16 protein-coding genes are annotated in these 23,075 nt (G+C 45.6%); 5 read left to right on the top strand and 11 right to left on the bottom strand.

The annotated features are described in order from the left end of the window. The first annotated feature begins 85 nt into the window (after positions 1 to 85). Positions 86 to 871 carry a helix-turn-helix transcriptional regulator gene (locus ABGV42_RS03355; RefSeq protein WP_347380373.1) on the top strand — a complete coding sequence of 262 codons (786 nt, stop codon included), beginning with the start codon at positions 86 to 88 and terminating at the stop codon, positions 869 to 871. 129 nt (positions 872 to 1,000) lie between these two features. Here ABGV42_RS03355 and ABGV42_RS03350 read toward each other — a convergent pair whose 3' ends face one another. From ABGV42_RS03350 to ABGV42_RS03340, 3 genes are all read right to left on the bottom strand, one after another. After that, entirely contained in the window at positions 1,001 to 1,540 is a 540-nt protein-coding gene (locus ABGV42_RS03350) for a GNAT family N-acetyltransferase (RefSeq protein WP_347380372.1), read from the bottom strand. A gap of 266 nt (positions 1,541 to 1,806) precedes the next feature. Then, on the bottom strand, positions 1,807 to 2,220 hold the full coding sequence (locus tag ABGV42_RS03345) for a cupin domain-containing protein (RefSeq protein WP_347380371.1): 414 nt from the start codon (positions 2,218 to 2,220) through the stop codon (positions 1,807 to 1,809). Between the two features lie 30 nt (positions 2,221 to 2,250). After that, positions 2,251 to 3,015: a carboxymuconolactone decarboxylase family protein gene (locus ABGV42_RS03340; protein ID WP_347380370.1), complete on the bottom strand. Its 765-nt coding sequence runs from the start codon at positions 3,013 to 3,015 to the stop codon at positions 2,251 to 2,253. 206 nt (positions 3,016 to 3,221) lie between these two features. On the opposite strand from ABGV42_RS03340, the gene ABGV42_RS03335 reads away from it, so the two are divergent. Then, entirely contained in the window at positions 3,222 to 3,767 is a 546-nt protein-coding gene (locus tag ABGV42_RS03335) for a TetR/AcrR family transcriptional regulator (protein WP_347380369.1), read from the top strand. A 566-nt stretch (positions 3,768 to 4,333) separates the two neighbouring features. Here the strand turns inward: ABGV42_RS03335 and ABGV42_RS03330 are convergent. Further along, the gene (locus tag ABGV42_RS03330) at positions 4,334 to 4,822 is read right to left on the bottom strand and encodes an NUDIX hydrolase (RefSeq protein ID WP_347380368.1); all 489 of its coding nucleotides are present in this window, start codon (positions 4,820 to 4,822) and stop codon (positions 4,334 to 4,336) included. Between the two features lie 372 nt (positions 4,823 to 5,194). Between ABGV42_RS03330 and ABGV42_RS03325 the strand changes: the two genes are divergently transcribed. Continuing rightward, positions 5,195 to 6,136 carry a DMT family transporter gene (locus ABGV42_RS03325; RefSeq protein ID WP_347380367.1) on the top strand — a complete coding sequence of 314 codons (942 nt, stop codon included), beginning with the start codon at positions 5,195 to 5,197 and terminating at the stop codon, positions 6,134 to 6,136. 98 nt (positions 6,137 to 6,234) lie between these two features. Here ABGV42_RS03325 and ABGV42_RS03320 read toward each other — a convergent pair whose 3' ends face one another. From ABGV42_RS03320 to pdxS, 4 genes are all read right to left on the bottom strand, one after another. Next, positions 6,235 to 8,505 carry a beta-glucosidase gene (locus ABGV42_RS03320; RefSeq protein ID WP_347380366.1) on the bottom strand — a complete coding sequence of 757 codons (2,271 nt, stop codon included), beginning with the start codon at positions 8,503 to 8,505 and terminating at the stop codon, positions 6,235 to 6,237. A gap of 18 nt (positions 8,506 to 8,523) precedes the next feature. Then, a complete protein-coding gene (locus tag ABGV42_RS03315; protein WP_347380365.1) occupies positions 8,524 to 9,756 on the bottom strand; it encodes a PTS sugar transporter subunit IIC in 1,233 nt (410 codons plus the stop codon). 199 nt (positions 9,757 to 9,955) lie between these two features. Continuing rightward, positions 9,956 to 12,415, bottom strand: a complete 2,460-nt coding sequence (locus ABGV42_RS03310; protein WP_347380364.1) for a GH39 family glycosyl hydrolase — start codon at positions 12,413 to 12,415, stop codon at positions 9,956 to 9,958. 389 nt (positions 12,416 to 12,804) lie between these two features. Further along, positions 12,805 to 13,689, bottom strand: a complete 885-nt coding sequence (pdxS, locus tag ABGV42_RS03305; RefSeq protein WP_347383127.1) for a pyridoxal 5'-phosphate synthase lyase subunit PdxS — start codon at positions 13,687 to 13,689, stop codon at positions 12,805 to 12,807. Between the two features lie 213 nt (positions 13,690 to 13,902). On the opposite strand from pdxS, the gene ABGV42_RS03300 reads away from it, so the two are divergent. Further along, on the top strand, positions 13,903 to 15,375 hold the full coding sequence (locus ABGV42_RS03300) for a PLP-dependent aminotransferase family protein (RefSeq protein ID WP_347380363.1): 1,473 nt from the start codon (positions 13,903 to 13,905) through the stop codon (positions 15,373 to 15,375). 303 nt (positions 15,376 to 15,678) lie between these two features. Here the strand turns inward: ABGV42_RS03300 and ABGV42_RS03295 are convergent, their stop codons facing one another. From ABGV42_RS03295 to ABGV42_RS03285, 3 genes are all read right to left on the bottom strand, one after another. Then, positions 15,679 to 16,947 carry a cytosine deaminase gene (locus ABGV42_RS03295; protein ID WP_347380362.1) on the bottom strand — a complete coding sequence of 423 codons (1,269 nt, stop codon included), beginning with the start codon at positions 16,945 to 16,947 and terminating at the stop codon, positions 15,679 to 15,681. Then, on the bottom strand, positions 16,916 to 18,193 hold the full coding sequence (gene codB / locus ABGV42_RS03290) for a cytosine permease (protein ID WP_347380361.1): 1,278 nt from the start codon (positions 18,191 to 18,193) through the stop codon (positions 16,916 to 16,918). Before codB ends, ABGV42_RS03295 begins: the two co-directional genes overlap by 32 nt. Before the next feature lie 320 nt (positions 18,194 to 18,513). Next, positions 18,514 to 20,775, bottom strand: coding sequence for a glycoside hydrolase family 3 N-terminal domain-containing protein (locus ABGV42_RS03285; protein ID WP_347380360.1), 2,262 nt, complete (start codon positions 20,773 to 20,775; stop codon positions 18,514 to 18,516). Between the two features lie 246 nt (positions 20,776 to 21,021). Between ABGV42_RS03285 and ABGV42_RS03280 the strand changes: the two genes are divergently transcribed. Beyond that, complete coding sequence (locus ABGV42_RS03280; protein WP_347380359.1) at positions 21,022 to 23,043, top strand: ATP-dependent DNA helicase; 2,022 nt, start codon at positions 21,022 to 21,024, stop codon at positions 23,041 to 23,043. Positions 23,044 to 23,075 lie beyond the last annotated feature (32 nt).

Raw genomic sequence — 23,075 nt, 5'->3', positions numbered from 1 at the left:
TTAGAAAATTATAGATGGTTGTTTACACCCGAACAATAAACTATAATCATCAAAAACTGACCTATTGTGCTTAGGAGGATATGGAATGCTAACGTTACTTTCTTGCGGCTATCGCACCATTCACCATGAAGGGATTGTGAGAAACCGACCGAATGGTTCAGGAAACTACACCTTTGTGTTTTTTAATAGCAGAGCAGAAGTGAGATTGCATGACAACACAAGCACGGTTGAGAAAAACACGTTCATTTTGTTTCAACCTCAAACGCCTCATTATTACCGTGAGCTGGAGAGTCCATTTATTAATGATTGGTTTCATTGTAACGGCAGTGATTTCCACGAGTTTCTCCCTAGTATTCAATTTCCTATGGATACACTTATTGAAGCTTCAGATCCTTTGTTGATTTCCAGAAGCATTATGGATCTTCAGAATAGTTACCGACTTGATGGAAAGCTGCGGGAGCGCATTATTGATTGTGACCTTCGATCTTTCTTCATGAAATTAAGCGACTTGCGGGAAAGAACGGCTCCCCACCAACTCAGCCGTTATTACGTCCAATTCACAGAGCTGCGCAACGATATCTATCGCTCTCCTCAGCAGAACGTATCCGTGACAGCACAAGCTTCACGATTAAATTTGAGCAAATCCTATTTTCAACACATTTATAAAGAGCTATTTGGTTGTTCTGTTATGACGGATATGATTAATGCCAGGCTTGAACACGCCAAATATCTTTTGGATCACAGCGAGCTCTCCATCAATCAGATTGCGTACTCCTGTGGATATGAGAATGACACCCATTTTATGAGGCAGTTCAAGAAGTTGGTTGGCGCCTCGCCAAGGAAATACAGATTCAGAAGTGAACCTCGTTGAGGTGTATTCCTTTGCTCTTCAATCCCACTCTAAAAATCACAAAAAACCGTTATTCAATTAACGAATCAACGGTTTCATGGCTAAACGATATGTTGTGAATGATGTGAAATTTCTATTTCGAGCGCAATTCTAGTAAAGATATCCTAACAAGTCTAGCTCTCCTTCGGTCCAACGCATCTCATTTACTTCCTTGATCATTAATTCGCTGATGGCCTCATGCCCTATTCCATTCGTAGTTTGGGATTCATCATTAATTTTCAGCCATTTTACCCGATTTTCAACTCGTTTGTATCCGTTTTTTAGATAAAGAGCCATGTTATCTGCAAACAGAAGATGAAAGTCAATATTCTTACCGATTGTTAACGTATCAATTTCCACAAGCAGCCTTGACCCTAGTCCTTGAGAGCGCTCATTTTGTGAAACGCACAAATCAATGACACCCAGTACTCTTATGGCTTTACCATTTAGATTCATTACCCTATAATCCAGACCCACTTGTCCTACGAGTTCACTCTCATCGTTAAAAGCCAGGAATCTAAATTGCGGTACTTGCTTGAAGTAAATTCGATTCTCAGGATAAACTCCAGGAAAACTCTTGATTAATAACGCTTGTATATTCTCGGTTAACTCGGTACCAATTTCAAATTCGAATACCTTAACTATTTTCAAATGATTCCTCCTACACATAGATAATGGTTCAAAGCTTATACATTGCCTTTCTACACTGGTTCGCTAAACCCTTTTATATTAACGCAATAGATTGCTACATGATCCTTAGCACTCAATTCTTGGTTGAACAATTTAGGGTTTTCCATATCGGCCAAATGACCACCTCTACTCACTTACTCCCATTATGTAGAAAATAAAAAGAGACCCCCATGTGGGTGCCTCTTTAGCTTTGGCCATAAACTTTTAGTCCATGAGAATCTGGTGGCTCACTTCGTTGCATTATCGTAAACTTCATCTGTGACAGGTTCAAGCCATTCAGGTGTGCCTGCCGTGATCGCAATATGTTCAAACCAACTGTCTTTTGCGGCACCATGCCAATGTTTTACGCCATCATGTGTGACAATAACATCCCCGGCTTTCAGGAACTGGGCAGATTTGCCTTCCTCCTGGTACCACCCTTCTCCACCGGTAACTAACAATAGCTGAAACCCGTCACGGTGAATATGCCAGTTGTTGCGGCATCCTGGTTCAAAGGTTACGTTCCCTACGCCAACATTCACTTTGGGATCAGCAACCAAGGATTGAAGATAACTTTGTCCTACAAAATACTGTGCATATGCTTCATTTTTCTCTCCTACCGGAAATATAACACCGTTCTTTACCTCTTCATGTTTGGCCATATCTGATTCCTCCAATAAGTGGATTACAAATTATCTTTCTTCACTTTCCGGAATAACTTCATTAATGCAAGCGAGTGCATTTAGTGTTCTCGGAAAACCGATATAAGGCAGACAATGTGTGATTGCTGCAATCAACGTTTCCTTGTCATTTCCCACATTTATATTTCCTTGCACATGTGCCTTCACTTGCCCTTCGGCTCCTCCTAATGCACTAACCATACCCAGTGTTAACAACTCCCGGACTTTCAAATCAAGTCCATCGCGGGTGTAGAAATCCCCGAAGCAAAAAGCCGAAAGGTACTCCTGAATATGCTGCTGATTAGAAGGTGTATTTGCTCGCATTTTTTCAATGACATTACCGAAAATCTCGATCTGTACGGCAAGTCCTTTCTCCAAACGATTATCTTCTGATACCTGGCTTTGGCTTTCAATAGGCAATGCAATATTACGGGAAGCGAATACCTCATTCACTTCATTAATGGCGTTTAGTGTTCTCGGAAAACCGATGTATGGGGCACACTGGTAAACGGCCTCTTTCATTTCTACCGGAGTCACCCCAATATTCAACGCTGCATGAACATGTGCCCTGAGCTGAGGTAATGCCTGGTTGACCGTAAGGACCACTAAGGTCAATAGTTCCCGCTGAATGCCCGTCAAAGTACCTTGACAGAACACTTCTCCAAAAATAAAACGGCTTAGGATATCCTGAAATTCAGGATCTGTTGCATATGAAGAAGGTACGCCTTCACCAAATAGTTGTTGGTATTTTTCCTTACTCTTTTCGATTCGATCCACGTGCTCCGCCTCCCTTAAGCTTCTCTTTTATTATTTCAGTCAAGGAAACCTAAATGATTAAGATACTACATATTGATGCGTTACCGCACATGTGTATAATATAAATGGAAAGTGGTTTAGCTTCAATAAACAAACCATCTTCATTCGTGCGTTATCGCACAGATTCAAAACAATGTGTGAATACGATCAAAAAGGTGTGAACCCCCATGTCCAAATTGGATCGAAGAGTGCAAAAATCTCAGGAAGCCATTAAGAATGCATTTATCCAACTGATGTCTGAGAAAAATCTGGATCAAATTACGATTCAGGATATTTCCGATCGAGCTAACGTTGGTCGAAGAACGATCTATGATCATTACATGGATAAATTTGATTTGCTCGACAAACTCATCGAAGAGCACATCAACGAACTTCGAAAAATATGTGAAGCTGCATCTGATTTAAGTTTTGCCGAGGGAAATCTACTCTGGTTTGAATACTTTGAACATCATCTCCCCTTCTTCTCAACCATGTTATCAAGCAAAGGGGCCTCTGTATTTCGTCATCATTTCCTTGCATTTGTTATTGAGGAATTGGAAGGAGAAGTGAGTGTAACCGAAGGAATAAATCAAGGATTAAGCAAGGAGATCATTCTTAACTTCTTTGGAGCAGCAATCGTGGAGGTTGTAGAGGCGTGGCTAACCAATGGATTATCTGAGCCCACCCAAGTCATTGCAGAACAGGTTGGGACTTTGTTGGATCGGAATTTTTAGCAACGGATTGCAATATGAGATATCACCGCAGAGGAGTATTGAACCATGATCTTTATTACCAAAAAATTGTTGGAACGGCTAACTCAATCTCATAGAGAACCTAACATGTTTATGTGTTATTCCACTCCGCAGAGCTTGTCGGCGAAGACAAGCCGGGCTATATTGCTTATAAATGAGGATATTTTGATCATCCTTTTCCTCAATTTTTTTTCGACTAAAGTCGTACATAAAGTTGAATTCCGAACAGCGGAATTACAAGATCAAAAATATCATTCTGGAACCTTATTATCTGCAACATGGTCATTCCACGTTCATGGTCGGCGATGGAAATTCATGATTTCCAAAAAGATCCTTACGCTCGGCTCGATGCAAAGCGATTTTTTACATTTTATGAAACAGCATATCTATATTTAATGTTCAAATATTCACATTGGTCTCCGGCCGTATGAATAAAGAGCAGGCGATCTAATGGATCGACTGCTCTCCTGTGTTCAATCAACAAGATGTGTAATCCATTGACGTAGACCGTCTGTCCATAATTCTTCAAACTACAAGCACTCTAACTGCTAAACATGTCTATGAAGCTTGACATTGCACTCTGATGTTGTCGCAGTGACGTACTCCATGTAATTCACTGAACCATTAAAGCTCAGATACGCTTCATAACGCATGCGGATGGCAGGTAGTGTAATATAATCCAGCACCTGTTCCTTTGGAACCCACCTGCACTCACTCGTTTCCTCAGATGCAGCTAATTCCCCACCTTCTAATTTGCACACGAAATCAAACATGACCTTTGTTGGAACATCTGTCACGCCGTCATACCACTTATGTACTGCTGTATTAGAGACGACACTAACTAAATGACTAACGCTGGCATCAATGCCACTTTCCTCTTTGATTTCACGTATGACGCCATCCATCAGGTTTTCTCCTACTTCAGTAATCCCGCCTGGATACACCCATCCATCATCATGAGCTTTTACCAACAGGATATTTCCTTGTCCGTCTTCTACAATTCCGCCTGCCGATACGATATGCGTTGGAAAGACCATCTAACAACCTCCTCTTTAGTATACCTGTATAATTATTCCACATCATTCATCCAGCTTCCTGCTCAAAAAAGGCTGCTCAGTCGCAACCTCACAAACTCTCATGATGATTCACATCTACACCTGTATTGGATTGGTACTGATGATTTTTCTTGGCATAAACGCGGAATTGAGACAGCAAAGGCTCCTGCTACCAGCTGGAATGGGATTCTCGGATCCATTCTTGCGTATGTACTTCTGTTATAGCACCACATTTTCATTTTCCGTAATGTTTAGTACATTTAACTTTTGGATACAAGCCGCGGGAAATGTGATATGGTCTAGAATGTATTTGTTGTATCACATACGCACTACATGTTGAGGAGAAGATTACAAGTGAATGACAGTAAAGCAATTGAAAAACCGAACAGATTAACAGATCCACTGGTTGTAACCCTAATCGCAAGCCTATGCTGCTTGTTATGGGGAAGTGCTTTCCCCTCCATTAAACTAGGGTATATCGCTTTTAACATCATGCCAGAAGATATTGCCTCCAAGTTTGTATTTGCCGGATATCGTTTTATACTCGCAGGCTTGCTGCTCCTGACCCTGTATCGCTTGTTTAGAAAACGCAGGTTTAACCTGACTGGACGGCAATGGACTAGCCTCTCTATGCTGGGAGTCATGCAAACAGGCCTGCAGTATATGTTTTTTTACATAGGTGTATCGAATACGACCGGTGTCAAAGGTTCAATCATGAACGCGACAGCTACCTTTTTCAGCGTTGTACTTGCCCATTTCCTGTATCAAAATGATAAGCTAAGCAATAAAAAAGTCATTGGTTGTATGCTTGGATTTATCGGCGTCATTATTGTCAATTTCAATACCGATCTACTTTCATTTTCCGTTTCGTTTACAGGTGAAGGCTTCGTCATTGCAGCTGCATTCATATTTTCCATTACGGCCATCTACGCGAAGCATTTAACCTCTTCCATGGATGTATTGGTCGTAACGGGTTTCAGCCTGTTTGTCGGCGGATTGACGCTGGCTATGCTGGGTCTGCTGCTGGGCGGACAGGTTACACATTTCACCCTGGAATCCACCAGTAACTTAGTTTATTTGGTACTCCTGTCATCCGCAGCATTTTGTTTATGGAATATGCTTCTTAAATACAACAAAGTAGGAAAAGTGTCTGTATACAACTTCCTTATCCCCGTGTTTGGCGCATTTCTATCTGCTGTATTTTTGGGCGAAAGCATTATGGAACTGAAGAATCTGGTTGCCCTCCTGTTCGTGTCGCTCGGCATTTACATCGTGAATCGAGCAAGCTCTGCATAGCATCCGGCTGTTTGTAAACAATCTGTCCCGTAACGATAGAAAAACCAAGTTCATCTCCTCTTTACGGGATCGAACTTGGTTTTTCTTTACCTTATCTATTAATTTCGTGCCTGGTTAACCCTGGCAATAAGTTCATGAATAACCTCATCAGGTGAACGCTCGTTCATCCATTGTTGACCAAACATTTGGAATACCTTGATCATAGGGAAGTCTTCCCAAAATCCCACAAATTCCTCGTTAAGATATACCTTATCTGTAACATGCTCGTTCATTTCATTCAGGCATTTCTCCAATTCCTTCTTCGCTGCCGGATCACTCATCCATTCGCTGAGAAGGCTGAATTTGTGGAACGTAATTTCTTCCTTCCCGAAGTCACAATGCAGACGCTCACTGATTCGGAGGTCTTTGGACGAGCTGCCGAGTGAAATTTGAAAATATCCGGTCTCTGCTACCCAGCGGTTATACTTGGTGTTGTAGTATGAAAAATCTCTCTCTTCCAGTTCAAACGTAACCTTGCGTTTTTCACCAGGCTCCAGTTCGACTTTGACAAAGGCTTTTAACTCTTTCTCTGGACGGGTCCATGTGCACTCTTCATCGTGCACGTACAATTGCACTACTTCTTTCCCCTTGCGCTTACCGGTATTTTTTAATTCAAAGGATACGGTAACACCTCTATTTGTCTGAGCCACTTTCAGATCCGTATATGAGAAGGATGTGTATGATAATCCGTGCCCAAACGGAAATTGAGGTGCCAGTTCTTTGCGGTCGTAATATCGATATCCCACAAAAAGACCTTCACGATAATACAGCTTGCCGTTCTCTCCGCGAATCCGCATATGAGAAGGATTGTCCGATAGCTTCACGGGGAAGGTCTCGGATAGCTTGCCCGATGGATTCGTATGCCCAAATAATACATCTGCAATCACTTTACCCATGCCTTGACCTGACAACCACGAGTGAATTATGCCCGGTACATGCTGTAACCATGGACGCATCGCCAGTGCGGAGCCGCTGCTCGTTACAACGATGCACTTGGGCTGAACTGCGGCTACCGCCTGAATCAAATTCACTTGATGCTCAGGAAGATCAATTCCTTGCAGATCATGCATCTCCGATTCGGCATATTCCGGTTGGCCAACAAACAGTACAGCAACATCAGAATTCTTGGCTAATGTGACGCTCTCCTGAATTAACTCATCGTGAATGGAGTCATCCTCCGGGTATCCTTCTGAATATCCCATCGTAATATTCTCGCCGGCCAGATTCTTTATCTCGTCCCACGGAATGTCTACTCTTGTCGGCGTTACCTTCGCACTGCCTGCCCCCTGAATTCGAGGCTTCTTGGCAAACCGCCCAATCACGGCAATGGACCCCAATGATTCCGGCTGCAGCGGAAGAATTGCGTTCTCATTTTTCAGAAGCACAATACTTTCGGCTGCCGCTTTACGAGCAAGTGCATGGTAATCCGCATCTTCAGAAGTCCCCTCGCCTTTGTTGCCCGTTACCCGCTCGACCAGCTTCAAAATGCGACCCACGCTTCGATCCAATTGTTCTTCGGAAAGGCTTCCGTTCTGAATCGCCTCAATGATGGCTTTGGCATTGTAATGAGCAGGACCTGGCATCTCCAGATCAAGCCCAGCCTTCAGACCGCGTATGCGATCATTGACAGCTGTCCAGTCGGATAAAACAACACCTTCATATCCCCACTCTTCTCTCAAAATGTCATGCAACAAATGTTCGTTCTCACTCGTGTAGGTTCCATTCAATAAGTTATAAGAACACATGACCGTCCAAGGGTCCGATTTCTTAATAATTCGTTCAAAGGCACTCAGGTAAATTTCGCGAAGCGTCCGCTCGTCGATTTCCGAACTGGTCACCATCTTCTCAAACTCCTGGTTGTTACCCGCAAAGTGCTTGACAGAAGCACCCACACCTTCGCTTTGGATCCCGTTAATGAAAGCTGCGCCAAGTTCACCCGACAAGCAAGGGTCTTCCGAATAGTATTCGAAATTTCTCCCGCCAAGCGGCGTTCTTTTCATATTGACACCCGGCCCAAGCAGCAGCTCCACGTCCATAGCTTTTGATTCTTGTCCTAGTGCCACACCCACCTCATGCAACAATTCCGTGTTCCACGAAGAACCGATGGCCGAACCCGTAGGGTAACAAGTGGCGGGTACATTTTCCGTTGTGATGCCCATTTCTTCGTCACTGTTCGTTTTACGGATGCCATTCGTCCCGTCGTACATATGAACTGGCGGAATGTTCAACCGCTCGATTCCTTTCGTCATCCACATATTCAATCCCGCGCAGAGTGAAGCTTTCTCGGCCAGAGTCATTGCCGACAACAATTCATTGATCGATTTATTCATAGTACTCACCCTTTTTATTTAATTTTGTTCCTGTTCTTTCTTCAATTCCTGGGCATCATACAGTTTGAAAAACGGGAACCAAACCACAAATACAATCAGCAGGACCACCGCCAGCAAAATAAGACCGTTAAATCCAGACATAATGTAGGTGGACAAGCCGATCGGTGTGTACCATAGCTGGAAGATCTGGCTCGGGATCCGCACCCAACCCCAGTCGAGAGCCAAGTACACAATCACTGGCGTGATAAGTGCGTTAATCCACATGGGTACCATGAGTAATGGATTAAAGGCAATCGGTGCACCGTACACGACGGGTTCATTGATGTTGAACAAGGACGGGATAATGGTTGCCTTGCCGACAGATTTCAGTTTTTTCGAACGTGCCATCAGGAACCAAACCACTAACGGTAAGGTCGCTCCCATTCCCCCAATACCCAGCCATCCGGAGAAAAAGGTTTCAAACGTGTTGATATTGACAGGATCCTGTCCGGCTGCCACAAGAGCTGCATTTTCTTCGATTGCAGGTATCCAGATCGCGTACCAGATCGGTGTCATGACCCAAGGGCTTACGCCGAAGGAATACAGCACTACACCAATAAAATTGAACAATAAAAATCCAGTTAAACTTTGTCCCAAGGCATTGATTGGCTCAAACACGTTCACGATCAGTCCAAAAATATCAAAATGAAGCTGATATACGAGAACCCATCCTGTTGTTAATACCAGGGCGATCGGGACGAGAAAATCGAACCAGTCCATAATGAATTCGGGAAGTGAAGACCCCTTTTTGAAGAACGAAAATTTGTTGCACATGATCATCACAAGCGCAACGAATACACCCACCAGGAGTGCTGTGATCATCCCCGATGGTCCAAATCGTTCAAGGATGAACTGAATGGTACCGTCTTCGTTTACCGTCGGGTTGAGGAGCATAACAAACAGAGATACCCCCGTCATTCCCGCCAGCAGCTTGATTTTGTGCCGCTCCTTTTTCTCCATCACCACATAAGGCGTCAGAAAAGCAATAAACAACCCGAGCAAACCGAAACTGAATGTCGTGATGGGTGTCAAGTCCGGCATGCCCGGAATGAAATCCTGCAAAATCGAAATCAATGTAATAATCGAACCGATGAAAATCATCGGAATGGCGACCATAATGGCTTCTTGAATCGAAGAAACCCAAATATTATTCGTAAATGCCTCCAATCTTGGCGCAAACGAATCTGTCATCCATTTCATGAAACGCTTCATCCAAACTCCCCCTGTCTTCCTCTTAGCTGCACAACCATAGTATATAAATCTTTGTTAACGCTTTCTTGTTGGAACTTGCCGCATCATGGTTCGTTTTTTGCCTAATTGATATCCTAGGTTCTAGCTTGTCTGCCTCAGCGAAAAATAAACAACAAAAAACATCCCTCCATTACGGAAAGGATGTCTTAAGGATACTTTTTTAATATTGTCTATCCAAAATGAGCAGCATCACGCCATGTGGCGGAAGCACAATTTCTCTGCGCCAACATTCATCCCTAACCATTTCTGTCCCCATGACGGGTCCGCTCCTGCCGTTTAAATAGGCGATTTCTTCTTCCGTCAGGGAATATGGCGAACCCATGCGAGCCCACTCATCAAATACCGATCCATGCTCCCGATCCAGTTGATAACTGGTGCATTTATAAGGTCCTGAGAGCTTGTTAAGCGTGAGCTCAAAAGCTTTGCTGCCTTTCTCCTCAAATACGTCATAACGGGTTGAACAGGATAGCTCGGACCAATCTCCACTCGCAAACAGCCGATCTACATGCACATAGTGATAGAACAGAAATTGCATGCTTCCGTCCCTTTTTCGCGTTCCGACATAACCGTCTCCTTTGATCAGCAGCTCATCACCGAGCTTCTGCATAAGCTCATATGCATAATAGCTAGGTTTCTTCAGACCATCGCGGTTAATCAGGCCGAAGCCCCCGTAGAAAGGAGAAGCGGGAACGATGCTTTCTTCGAATACATCGGTAAAGGACCAGAACGCCATTGCTTTCACGTCACCGAGCGTATTCATGGTGTGGTAAATGACAAACGGAGCCATGAACATGGTATCGTGCAGCAAGTTACGGTCATATATCGAAAAGTTCCACTCGGTCACATGAAGTTCGACATGACTGTACGAAGCCGCCTTCATTTTTTGCCGCAGAAGATCAATACTCTCTTTATAAAAAGATGGAGGCATGATTTGGGTTAAACGATCCTCTTCAACTTTCAGCTTGGGATACTCCGAATAGATATGGAACGAGAAAAAGTCGAGAGCAACTTCCCGCTTGCGGCAATATGACAGAAACTCCTCAGCCCAAATGTCGTTCCAGAGAGATCCATAACCCATAGCTGGGCCTCCCACTCTCAGCTCGGGCAATACCGATTTGATGGCATGGGCGGTCGATTCATAAAAAGCGAAGTATTCTTCCTTGCTTCCTGCCCAACAAACGCCAGCCAGGTCAGGCTCGTTCCACACTTCGAAATACCATTTCTTCACTTCTTCCGCCCCATAACGATTCAAACAGTGTCGAATGAACTCACGCACAAGGCCTTGCCACTTGGCAGGGTCGGATGGCGGACTAATATTCCCCCTCCACCAAAACAACGTTTCTTTGGATCTCGCCAGCTGGTTCGGCATAAAGCTTAATTCCACGAATGGCCTCACTCCCTGATCCAGCAAGAAATCATACAACTTGTCCACGTAAGACCAATTATAAACGGAGATGCCATCCTCCGTTTCGCTGTACACCATCATCTCGTCATTAAATATGCCGTGAAATCGAATATATTGAAAAGGTACTTTTCCTTTCAGTGAGGACAGCTGCTTCCGCCAATCTTCACGCAAGCCTTCAATAGCTCTTCCTGCCGTCATGGTGATATTCCAGTGCTTTTCGTAGACAATTGATGTCTGGTCTGCACGAATTTCAATGTGAGTTTGGTCTGACAGATGTGCAGACGGTACAGGGAGCGTGTCCTGATCCGCGTCAACCTTAGCATCCAGATATCGATACAGTGAGCCAATCGCATTCAACGTTTCCATCTCGTAATAATCGCCGCTTGAAGATTCCTCATACGTTTTGGGCTTGCGGTTTACATTCAGCTGATGGGGTTCCGGTACTCGCGAAGCTTCCCGATAGGAGCCTGGCGTGCAGCCGTACTTTTCTTTGAAGTATTTGTTAAACAGCTTCACATTGGCAAATCCGCAATCCAGTGCGATATCCGAAATATTTTTATCATTCGCTGCCAGCTGGGCTTGAGCTTTCTCGAGGCGAATGAGCGTCAAATACTTTTGGAAAGGTATCCCGATTTTGTCGGTGAAGAAGTGGGAGAAATAATGCAAGCTTAAATGCTCGGAATCCGCCATATCCTGCAGCGTAATCTTCTCATTGTAGTGAATATCAATATATGTGAGGACCCTGTTCAGTCTTTTATAGTCATAATCCTTGCTTCCTTCTTCCAATGCGGAATTTATTCCACTGGAAAAATACCTCTGCAGGCAGCCGCATAACATCTGTAATCTGCCCATGGTAAAGTTTTGATAACCCGGCGTTTTTTTGTTAATCTCCCATACCATTTGCGCAAGATATTGTTTAATACTATACAGGCGTAGAGCGTCCTGCTCCACGTTCATGGCAGAGTTACAGGAGATAAAAGCATTATTGTTCATCAACTCGGGACCGAATTGCAATGTTAATAGCACATTGTCCTGATTGGTTCGTTCAATCTTGTGGACGGACATGCTGTTAACGACAATCAAATCATCTTCATGCAGTGTATATTGCTGCTGGTCCAGATACATGATGATTGAACCATGAAGAACGTATACAACTTCCACTTCCTTATGCCAATGGAAATCAATATGTTTCACCGAGTTCACGAAGAGTTTCATAGGCAGATCGTCCTGATGTTGAATAAACTCATATAGATAGCGAATGGTCCGCACCTTCCTTCATACCGCTTATTATAGGCACAGCATTTTGAAGATATCAACAAGCTAGACCGTGCGGTGTCCGTTACATCAAGAGCGACAAGCTTTGTTTTTTGCAGAAAAAAGACAAACTATACTGAAGAGCGCAACTTTGTGCTGGTAACACATCTTGGGCGGCTATATAACCGCCGTGGTTTACTTGGATATGAAGTCGAATTTGTTCAAGTTTCCGTATGCAGCTCTGCATTTTCCCTCAAGAATAACAAAAAAAGCCGATCAATTGTACTCAATTGACCGGCTCTTCTTCATAACTGTTGCAACAACTTATTCAACTTGGAAGCCCTTCTATCTTACCAACCGCGATCGGACATGCGCTCATCCGCAGACAGTTTGGAAATCTCAATCCCTTTCATAGGGGTGCCCAGGTTTTTGGACACTTCGGCAATCAGTTTGTAATCCGTGTAATGCGTTGTCGCTTCAACGATAGCACGAGCGAATTTCTCAGGACTATCTGATTTGAAAATACCGGATCCAACAAATACACCGTCTGCGCCCAAATGCATCATTAGTGCAGCATCTGCAGGAGTAGCTACACCACCAGCTGCAAAGTTAACGACTGGAAGCTTGCCGTTCTCATGTACGTCGAGCAGAAGCTCATAAGACACACCCAGGTTTTTCGCTTCAGCATACAGCTCGTCCTTGGACATGTTTTGCGCTTTGCGGATTTGGCTGTTAATCAGACGCATATGGCGAACAGCTTCAACAATATTGCCCGTTCCAGGCTCACCTTTGGTACGAATCATCGATGCGCCTTCACCAATACGGCGAAGAGCCTCTCCCAAATCTTTGGCTCCACATACAAATGGTACAGTGAACTCATGTTTATCGATATGGAATACTTCGTCTGCAGGCGTCAGTACTTCACTCTCATCGAGATAGTCCACACCTAGAGATTCAAGCACTTTGGCTTCTATGTAATGACCGATACGCGCTTTGGCCATAACCGGAATGGACACCACTTTCATAACCTCTTCAACGATTGTCGGATCTGCCATGCGGGCTACACCGCCGGCTGCGCGAATATCAGAAGGCACCCGCTCCAGAGCCATAACAGCTGTTGCCCCAGCCGCTTCCGCAATTTTAGCCTGTTCAGCGTTCATGACGTCCATAATGACGCCACCTTTTTGCATCTCAGCCATTCCTCTTTTAACACGATCTGTACCTGTTTGCATGATTGTATTCCTCCCATTTAACTTTTGAGTGCTTTTCAAAAGGACATCTTATTTCAGCAAATGTAAATGATCTATTTTTCGATGCCACTATTGTTTCCCTTCAAACTATGAATTAGTATAAAATGATAATGGACACATAAAAAGATCCAATATCACCGGATTTTATTGTACCACTTTGAATGGTTTGAACCACTTTATATAACCATGGGAGGATCTATGCAATTTCATGCAGCCTACAATTCATATTTGAACCGACAATATACCAAGATGAAGGCTCTCTATCATGCGGTGCGTGACGCTATTCAGGAAGGCAATCTCGTTTACGGTGAAAAGCTCCCCTCTTCAAGGGAGTTAGCTGCGTCGTATCACATTTCCCGAGGAACAGTGAACCAGGTTTATGATACATTAACTGCTCAAGGTTACCTTCAGTCAGAGCATGGAAGAGGTACTTTTGTCGCTTATCAAGCGGATTTTAGCAATGAGGAGTACCTGGTGAAATCCTGTTCTCATCACTTGTCCGCTTGGGGGAACCGTATTCAGCAGCTTGAGCAGCAGACTGCTCAACAAACAGCACATGCGCGTGATCACAGAAATGAGAGCAACGAAGTTATCGATTTCGGCAAATATCAACCGGATCTATCCAAATTCCCTTACGAGGAATGGAATAATCGATTGTATGCGGAGATACGGCATCGTGAGGATCACTCTAGCCATACTTCTGCCTCTGTAAGCTCAACAGGAGACCCGAAATTGAGAGAAGCCATTGCGGCCTACCTTCGGAGAATGCGGGGGATTCATGTAGATGCGGATCATATTGCCGTCACTGCCGGGTCTATGCAGGCTATAGCGCTGCTAACTCAATTGCTTGCAGATCCCGGCGACCATGTCGTGACGGAAAGTCCTTGTTATATCGGGATTTCTCAAGCCATTCTGGCTGCGGGTGCCAAATTGATTGAGGCCAACCTCGATGGCCAGGGACTGGTTCCCCAAAACTGGGATGCACGTATGCTGTTTGTCACGCCCTCAAGACAATTTCCAACGGGCGAAATGCTTAGTCTTGAACGCAGACAAACTCTGCTGGATTGGGCACATCGTCATGATGCCATGATTGTCGAGGATGATTATGATAGTGAGTTCCGGTATCGCGGCATGCATGTTGAACCTCTCAAAACACTGGATAAAGAGGGGCGTGTCATTTACCTTGGAAGCTTCACCAAAACCTTGCCATTTGAAGTCCGGCTGGGCTACGTGGTTCTCCCTCCGACCTTGGCAGACACTTTTAGAAAGGCCCAGGCATTATACGAACCAAGACCCGTCAATCTAATTGAGCAACGGGCGCTCGCTGCATTTATGACAAGTGGTCAGTATGAGCGTCACCTGCGCCGGATGAATCGTCTGTACAGCCGCAAGTTCCATATGCTGCTCAAGCTGTTGAATCAGCAGCTATCCACATGGTTTGATTGGGTCGAAAATGAAGCGGGTCTGCACGTGTTCGGTTGGTGGCGAGGTGATGGGTCCGCTTATGAAGCCTTTCGGGCATCGGCTAGATCTGAAGGAGTCATATACTCGGAAGTCAGCAGCTCAACGTCGGATGGCATGAAGGTTGGTATTTATTTGTCGTTTGCCCATTTGTCAGATGCACAAATACAGGAAGGTGTAGCGAGATTACAAAAAGCCGTAATGAAATGACTTCATGATGAGGTCTTCGTCTCTCGATAAGGCCTGTTGGAGTGTTATCACGAAGAAGAGCAGCTGAACCATTGGATAGCTGCTTGCATTGTCGTACTAAGCTACCCTCCTTGTCATGAAGCCTACGTGTTACGAGGAGCACAAGGTGCCGAAATACCCGCTGTTCTCCCTGACATACATGGCATAAAAAATCCCCTCTGGTGTGCAGGGAGAGTTCACGATCACGAAGATCTCTCATTGTCCTGTTAACCCGAGGGGATGTTTGGTTCATGCGCAAGAATTGCTTAATGCATTGTTTTTTACTTATTTATTAAATGTTACCTTCTCCGAACCGCCTTCAAGAATGATTGATGTGTCCCGTGGCTTCGTTTCCGCGATTTTGCGGCCGCCTCTGAATGAGTAGAGCACGCCGGCTTGTTTGCGGATGGCTTCATATTCATTCTCGGCTTCCAGAACGATGAAGTTGGCCGGCTTGCCTTCTTCAATGCCGTACACATCCTCGATATGGAGCGTTCTTGCGCTGTTTTTGGTAATCAGGTCGATAGAATTCACGATCTGATCGTAACCAAGCAGCTGCGAAGCATGGATACCCATATGCAGCACCTGAAGCATGTTGCCCGTACCGAGCGGATACCATGGGTCGAAGATGTCATCGTGACCGAAGCACACGTTCAGACCTGCTTCTTGCAATTCTTTGACACGAGTCAGTCCTCTTCTTTTTGGATAAGTGTCGAAACGTCCCTGCAGGTGGATGTTCACCAGCGGATTGGAGACGAAATTCAGGTCAGCCATTTTCAGCAATCTGAACAGTTTGTACGTATATGCGTCATTATATGACCCCATTGCGGTTGTATGACTCGCTGTCGTACGGGAACCCAGACCACGTTCGTAGGCTTCCTTGGCAACGACTTCCACGAAACGGGATTGCTCATCATCGATTTCATCACAATGGATGTCGATCAAACGGTCGTATTTCTCGGCAAGGTCAAATGCAACCTTCATTGAATCGACGCCGTATTCTCTCGTGAATTCGAAGTGCGGAATACCTCCGACGACGTCAACGCCCATTTTCAGCGATTCTTCAAGCAGCTCCACGCCGTTCGGATAGGAATGAATGCCTTCCTGCGGGAAAGCAACAAGCTGGATATCAATGTAAGGCGCCATTTCTTCTTTTACTTCAAGCATCGCTTTAACTGCCGTCAAGCTTGGATCAGTAACATCCACATGTGTGCGCACATGCTGGATGCCTTGTGCCATTTGCCATTTCAGCGCCGTTTTGGAACGGGTTTTAACGTCTTCATGCGTCAGGAATGCCTTGCGTTCCGACCACCGCTGAATGCCTTCGAACAGTGTACCGCTCAAATTCCATTCCGGCTCACCCGCCGTTAACGTTGTATCCAGATGAATATGAGGCTCAATGAACGGTGGCAATACAAGCGAACCACCCACGTCGATGACTTCCTCATTGGCCGAAGCAGCTGGCTCCTGTGTGATTTGTTCGAATTTCCCGTCTTTTACGACGATATTCCATAGACCTTCTTTACCCCGCAATTTCGCGTTCTGTATAATCATTTATTTTCCCCTTTTCTTTGGATTCTTTCGCAGAAATGATCAGCATGAGTACAATGTAGGCCACGGCTGTACCAAGAAGTGCATTCAATGGCGTGACTCCTGGTGCCAACTGGGCAAATGCCACGCCGATCGCCCAAGCCACCATCGCTATCCAGTTTACCTTCTTGAAAGTCATCTCCGCAAACGGTTTATAATCTCTTCGCTTCACGAAGAAGTAGTCTGCAATGATGATAGCCCCAATGGACGGTACGGCTGCGCCAAGTACATTCAGGAAACCAACGAAGTTGTTGTACATCCACATCGCAAAGATGGTGCCCACGATGCCGTTGACGATGACGAAGAATTTTTTCGAAATTTTAGTGATATTGGCAAAACCCAGTCCGGAAGCATAAAGGGCATTATCGTTCGTTGTCCAGATATTTAGTCCCAGGACGATAATCGCAGGTATGATCAAACCTTGCAGGAACATGACTTCTGAGATATCTGCCAGGTTATACGCCATGGCGCCGACTGCACCGAACAGGAACATGAGCGAGTTACCCAGGAAGAATGCAATGACTGTTGCGGTAACAGCCTGGCGTGACGTACGGGAAAACCGGGCAAAGTCAGGTGTTAACGTTCCGCCGCTGATAAATGATCCGATACAAATGGTTAGTGCAGCTGCTGCAGTGAGCGACTGTGCCGGCGTGTAATCAAACAATCCTTGCAGGCCGCCCAACGTGTCTGCGCCTTGGAACATGGAGTAACTCCCGAGAATGGCAATGGCCGGAACTGCAATATAACCCAAAATAACAAGTGACTTCATGCCGTAGATTGCAGATGCCGTCATGGCGAGACCAAACACGAAGATTAACAGGTACACATTCCAATCCATCGCTTTGGCGACGGGAATCGCGAACATGGCTACACCGACACCGAACCATCCGACCTGTGTGAAGCCGAGCAGGAACGAAGGCAGATACGACCCTTTCTCACCGAAGGCATATTTGGCCAGCAAGTGTGTGGACAAGCCTGTTTTCGCCGCGATATGTGCCAGTGCGCCCGTATAGATTCCCAGCACCAAATTACCCGCAAGCACGATGCCAATGAACTCCATAAACGTTAAGCTGACACCAAGCGTCCCTCCTGCCAGCATGCTTGCCGAGAAGAACGTGAATCCCAGCATAACGGACAACGTCTTCCAAAAATGGTTTCTCTGCGTTTTTGGCACTGCCTGCCATGAAAACTCTTGATCTTGTTTGCTCATCAGAATACCCCCAACTTAAAGTGTCCTGATACCAAAAAGCAGAAAAAAGAGGCTACTCGTCAGGTCGTAAACTGACAAGTAGCCTCTTTTTTGCATCATAACCCGCGCGAAGACGCAGAGCATCCCTGAACGGAATATGCCCTGTTTCACGCGTGATTATAAAAATCCGCTGCCCTTGCCAGCCTCTCTGGACTGAATTAAAGGTACCAGTATTCAATTACGTTCTATTATTTTGGAAAAAGCCGCAAATGTCAATGTCATTATTATCCAATCAATATATTAGTAACATGCTTCAGGATGTAAACTGGCCCGTACAATGCTCATTCCCTTGCTTTAATTCGCACTGGCAACGTGCCCTTAGCTTCTTGTTGGCCGAGCAGCACGTTGATTCCAGCTTCTGTATTGGGTTCTTGTTTGCCGTATACGGCAAGTCCCGAGCGAATGTTCTTCAAATAGATCGTTTCATACGGGTTACCGAGCGACAACAGTGTGTAGCGTTGGTTCCGACTGTTCATCTCATTAATTAAGGCTTGATAAGCGATCCATCCAAACTGACTGGCCACGTTACGGAACTGGTAGGAAGCCAGGATGACATAATCCGCACTGGCAATCGCCTCTTTCGTTTGTGCTTGTCCAATTACGGCAATTTCCGTCTTTAATGATAGGCTGGTTGATGCCTGCTTCAACTGTCTCTCAAGCTGCTTCGCCTGCTCTTCCTCCGCTGCAACAATAACGACCCGATCTCCTTGTTGAAATGAATCTGGATGCATACCGTCACGGCTGGCCAACAGAGTGACCGCTCGCTCTGCGATTTCCCGTTCCACCTTGCGATGTCCCTCTGAACCGATAACTTGGTTAAGCTCGGCTAACTTAGACGTAAGGCTTTCCCTGCGTTCAAACAAGCCATATTTCGCTTTCAGTTCCAAAATGCGCTCAACGGAGGCATGAATGGTTCCGATCGGAATCGATCCGTTCTTCACCGCGTTCACGAGTGTTTGATGAGCAGCTGCAGAATCCTGCGGCATTAGGATGATATCGACGCCTGCGTTGACCGCCCGTTCTACCGCTTGGTCTTCACCAAAATGCTCCGCTATCCCATCCATGGTGAACGCATCTGAAATGATGAGTCCCTCATATCCCAGCTCTTCCCGAAGCAGACCATTCAATACCTTTTTGGATAACGTGGCAGGAACAGGCACGCGTTGTCCGTCTTTGAGCGAAGTGACCTGTTCGTTGTCTATGGCAGGAAAGGCAATATGTGCAGTCATGATCATCTCCACCCCATTCTCGATCGCAGCCTGAAAAGGTTTCAGTTCCACTGAATCGAGCCGCTCGCGGTTATGCGTCAGCACCGGCAATCCGAGATGGGAATCCACCGTTGTGTCCCCGTGTCCTGGAAAATGTTTAACTGCCGCAATGATGCCTGATTGATGCAGCCCTGTTATCGTTGCAAGACCAAGTCTTGTTACTAAGTCTGCATCTGAACTGAACGACCGCATACCGATAATTGGATTATCGGGATTGCTGTTAATATCGAGTACTGGCGCAAAATTGATGTTCAGCCCCAGCGCTTTCAACTCTTCCCCCGTCAGCTGCCCGGCCGCTTCGGCCAGAGCTGTGTCTCCCGTTGCGCCTAGAGCCATTTGCCCCGGCAAATTGGTGCCGCCAGGGATTCGTTTAATAACGCCGCCTTCTTGGTCAATGCCCAGAAACATAGGAATGTCCCCTGCTTCCGTTTGCAAATTGTGTGTGAATGTTGTGACCTGCCGAGTATCTACAATATTTTTATCGAAAAGGATCAAACCGCCCAGATACTGATCATGGATGTTAGTTTTCAACCCTTCGTTGACTGTCGTCGTCACTTTACCGTTCCATTGCCGGATGTCAGGCATGAGCATTTGACCGACTTGTTCACTAACAGTCATATAAGAAATCAACTTGTCCCAATCCTGTGCCCGAATGGCCGCCTGGCGTTCGAACTGAATCACTCGCGACATAAATACGGCATATTCCGCACGCGTGACCGTTTGATTCGGACGATAGGTGCCATCTGAATAACCGCCGACCAACCCATTGGAACTCATGACAAGAATGGGCGCAGCTGCCCAATGTTTCTCCGCATCGGACCAATTAGCGGTTTGCTTGCCTTCCGAGAGGGAATATGCGCGCGTAAGGAATGCCGCCGTTTCAGCTCGGCTAAGCGGTGCATCCGGACGGAAGGAGCCATCCGGGAATCCGCTGGCGAGTCCATTTTTTGCAGCTATCGCAATTTCTTTATCAAAAGGGTGTGTCTTGGGAACATCCGAGTAAGTCGTACCTTCTGCCGGTTTCTCAAGCTGTTCCGGATATAGCTCCCGCACCAAAAAGGTGACAGCCTGTCCTCTTGTTACAAGTCCAGCGGGCTTAAATTTCCCATTTCCATATCCTGCGACGGTTCCCCGTTTGGCCATGTACTCAATACCGTCTTCTGCCCACTTGGAATACTGCAGATCGTTAAAACGCTCTTCCGCACTTGCATTTCCTGCCCATATGAGCATAGAGCCGAGAACGGCACCGAATATGCCTATCATCTTTCGTTGCATCTGTTTCACTCCTGTTGCTAGTTCTATGTAAGATAATTAGACGCTTTCGATAGGCATTTTGTTGCGTTTTTTACACGTTATTGCCTGATATGGCATGAAATCCATTATCTCTTGCTCTTATGTTACGCCATGACCCTTGACCCTCGATTGGAACACTTGACTGTTACAGGCGCATCACAGATAATTAGGGTTTCACTAAAAATAGACGAAGAGGAAGATTTTACATGAGGGAGTAAGGTGATTGTCATGAATTGGTTAAATGAACTCTATAAATCACAAAAGCATGAGCCGAAAAAAGACCTCGAACGCTCGCTCGTTGAGGGCGTCTTTCGGGTGTATGACCGGTTTCCCCGAATGGGCCTTCGCGAGCGGATTGGACAGCAGGATATGTCTCTGGATATAACGGATGCCTATGTTAACGGACGTAATGCCATGATTGAAGCCGGGGTGGGAATCGGCAAGTCTTTTGGATACCTCATCCCCAGTCTGCTTATTAATCAGGTATCGCATCAGCCCATTATTATTGCAACATCCTCCATTCAGCTTTCGGAACAGATACATAAGGATCTTAGAGTCATCGGCAGCCGGCTCGGCTTCACAACAGTTCGCTCCGTGGTGGGGAAAGGCATGGGGCAGTATGCCTGTCGAAACAGGGCTTCTGAGTTATTCAAGCCAGAAGAACCAACCTCCCCCTTATCCACCCTTGCCCAGCGAGTTATCAATTATGAAATTGATGAAAGAGCGGATATTCAAGGTGGAATTAGCGATGCCGAATGGTCCAACGTGTCCGTGAAGGATTGCAAATTCGAACGTTGTCACTATAAGAATGCATGCTTGTTTTACGATATGCGAGCCAAAATTAATGCAAAACCGAACGAGATTGATTTTATTATTGTGAATCAGGATCTGCTCATCCGGGATCTGATGAAGAAAAAGGAAGGAACACGGGGCATCATTACAGAACGTCCGGCTCTGGTCATCATTGATGAAGCCCATAATCTGGAGGCGAAAGTTAGAGATGCACGAACGCTCGAGTTCACGTTCCGGGGCATCTGCCGTACGCTGGACGACGCTGTTCAATTGCTCATGAAGCAGTCCATGGATAAGAGTCTCCATTCCCAATCCAAATTCATCAAAAGATGTGCTGAACTTATTTTTAAACAGATCGACGCAGACCTACTACGAGATGCCAAGCAGGATAACGACCGTATTAAGATCTCCGAGATTCAAGGCATTTCATTTCGCCAAGTCTCCCAATATTTGAAGGACCTAAGTCTTCGCTTATCGGTTCTGACCTCTCGTAACGAGCGGGAGATTGACGATGTTTATGAAGCAATGAACGGACTGATATCCCTCATCAATGTCTTGGCTAACGAAAAAGAAAATAATCTTATTTGGGCAAGCAGGACTCTTCGGGCCGCCACAATCAGCATCTGTCCCAAAGATATAAGCCAGTTTTTGAAACACACGTTATTTAACGGCAAAACTTCTGTGGTCCTCACGTCCGCAACGATGTGCCAAGGCGGAGAAAGTTTGGAAGAACAATATTCTTATTTAACGCAATCACTTGGTTACAGGGGCGATTATATGGATCGCAAACCCTCTCCTTTTGATTACACCAGCCATGCCATGATGTACATCTCGAACCATGTTCCACAGTATCATCATGAACAGCGAGACCTCTATCTGGAAGCCGCCTGCCAAGAAATGATCCAACTCTGTAATCTAACCCAAGGACGAACATTGGTCCTTTTTTCAGCCAAGGAAGACATGAAGGTTATTCATAAGAAGTTAATTTCGGGTGTGAGCAAGCATCCATGGGCAGTACATGTTCAAAAGGAGGGATCTTCCCAAGATGGTGTGATTGCTGAATTTCGGGCAAGTAAAGGCGTGCTTTTGAGTACCGGTGTTTTCTGGGAAGGCGTGAATATCGAGGGTCCTGACCTGTCGCAAGTCATTGTTTTCCGTCTGCCCTTCCCTGTTCCATCCGATCCCATTTATGAGTATAAGGCATCTATATCGGAGAATTCCTTTATGGAGGTGTTTGTACCGGACATGCTTCTTCGATTACGGCAAGGAACCGGACGATTAATTCGCAGCGAAACGGACCTTGGCGTGCTCAGCATCCTTGACTCTCGTCTCAGTGCCGCAGCGAACAAGAATTACCGGGAACAAGTTCTCGAAACGCTGCCTTTTAAAAAGGTGACAGAGGATTTTTCGGTGCTGAAGAAATTTGTCCAGGAAAAAGGCATCCAACGCCAAGTTTGAAATTAGAACAGACTGTTAAATGGGACTATCAT

It is taken from the genome of Paenibacillus pabuli, assembly GCF_039831995.1.
Lineage (GTDB): Bacteria > Bacillota > Bacilli > Paenibacillales > Paenibacillaceae > Paenibacillus > Paenibacillus pabuli_C.
The sequence above is the reverse complement of the archived record's forward strand: the minus strand, read 5'-3'. Positions and strand labels throughout refer to the sequence as shown.

Coding starts and splice junctions, on each gene's coding strand:
- ABGV42_RS03355 (WP_347380373.1), top strand. CDS start 86: ATGCTAACGTTACTTTCTTGCGGCTATCGCACCATTCACCATGAAGGG.
- ABGV42_RS03345 (WP_347380371.1), bottom strand. CDS start 2,220: ATGGCCAAACATGAAGAGGTAAAGAACGGTGTTATATTTCCGGTAGGA.
- ABGV42_RS03335 (WP_347380369.1), top strand. CDS start 3,222: ATGTCCAAATTGGATCGAAGAGTGCAAAAATCTCAGGAAGCCATTAAG.
- ABGV42_RS03330 (WP_347380368.1), bottom strand. CDS start 4,822: ATGGTCTTTCCAACGCATATCGTATCGGCAGGCGGAATTGTAGAAGAC.
- ABGV42_RS03320 (WP_347380366.1), bottom strand. CDS start 8,505: ATGAATAAATCGATCAATGAATTGTTGTCGGCAATGACTCTGGCCGAG.
- ABGV42_RS03315 (WP_347380365.1), bottom strand. CDS start 9,756: ATGAAGCGTTTCATGAAATGGATGACAGATTCGTTTGCGCCAAGATTG.
- ABGV42_RS03310 (WP_347380364.1), bottom strand. CDS start 12,415: ATGAAACTCTTCGTGAACTCGGTGAAACATATTGATTTCCATTGGCAT.
- ABGV42_RS03300 (WP_347380363.1), top strand. CDS start 13,903: ATGCAATTTCATGCAGCCTACAATTCATATTTGAACCGACAATATACC.
- ABGV42_RS03295 (WP_347380362.1), bottom strand. CDS start 16,947: ATGATTATACAGAACGCGAAATTGCGGGGTAAAGAAGGTCTATGGAAT.
- codB (WP_347380361.1), bottom strand. CDS start 18,193: ATGAGCAAACAAGATCAAGAGTTTTCATGGCAGGCAGTGCCAAAAACG.
- ABGV42_RS03285 (WP_347380360.1), bottom strand. CDS start 20,775: ATGCAACGAAAGATGATAGGCATATTCGGTGCCGTTCTCGGCTCTATG.
- ABGV42_RS03280 (WP_347380359.1), top strand. CDS start 21,022: ATGAATTGGTTAAATGAACTCTATAAATCACAAAAGCATGAGCCGAAA.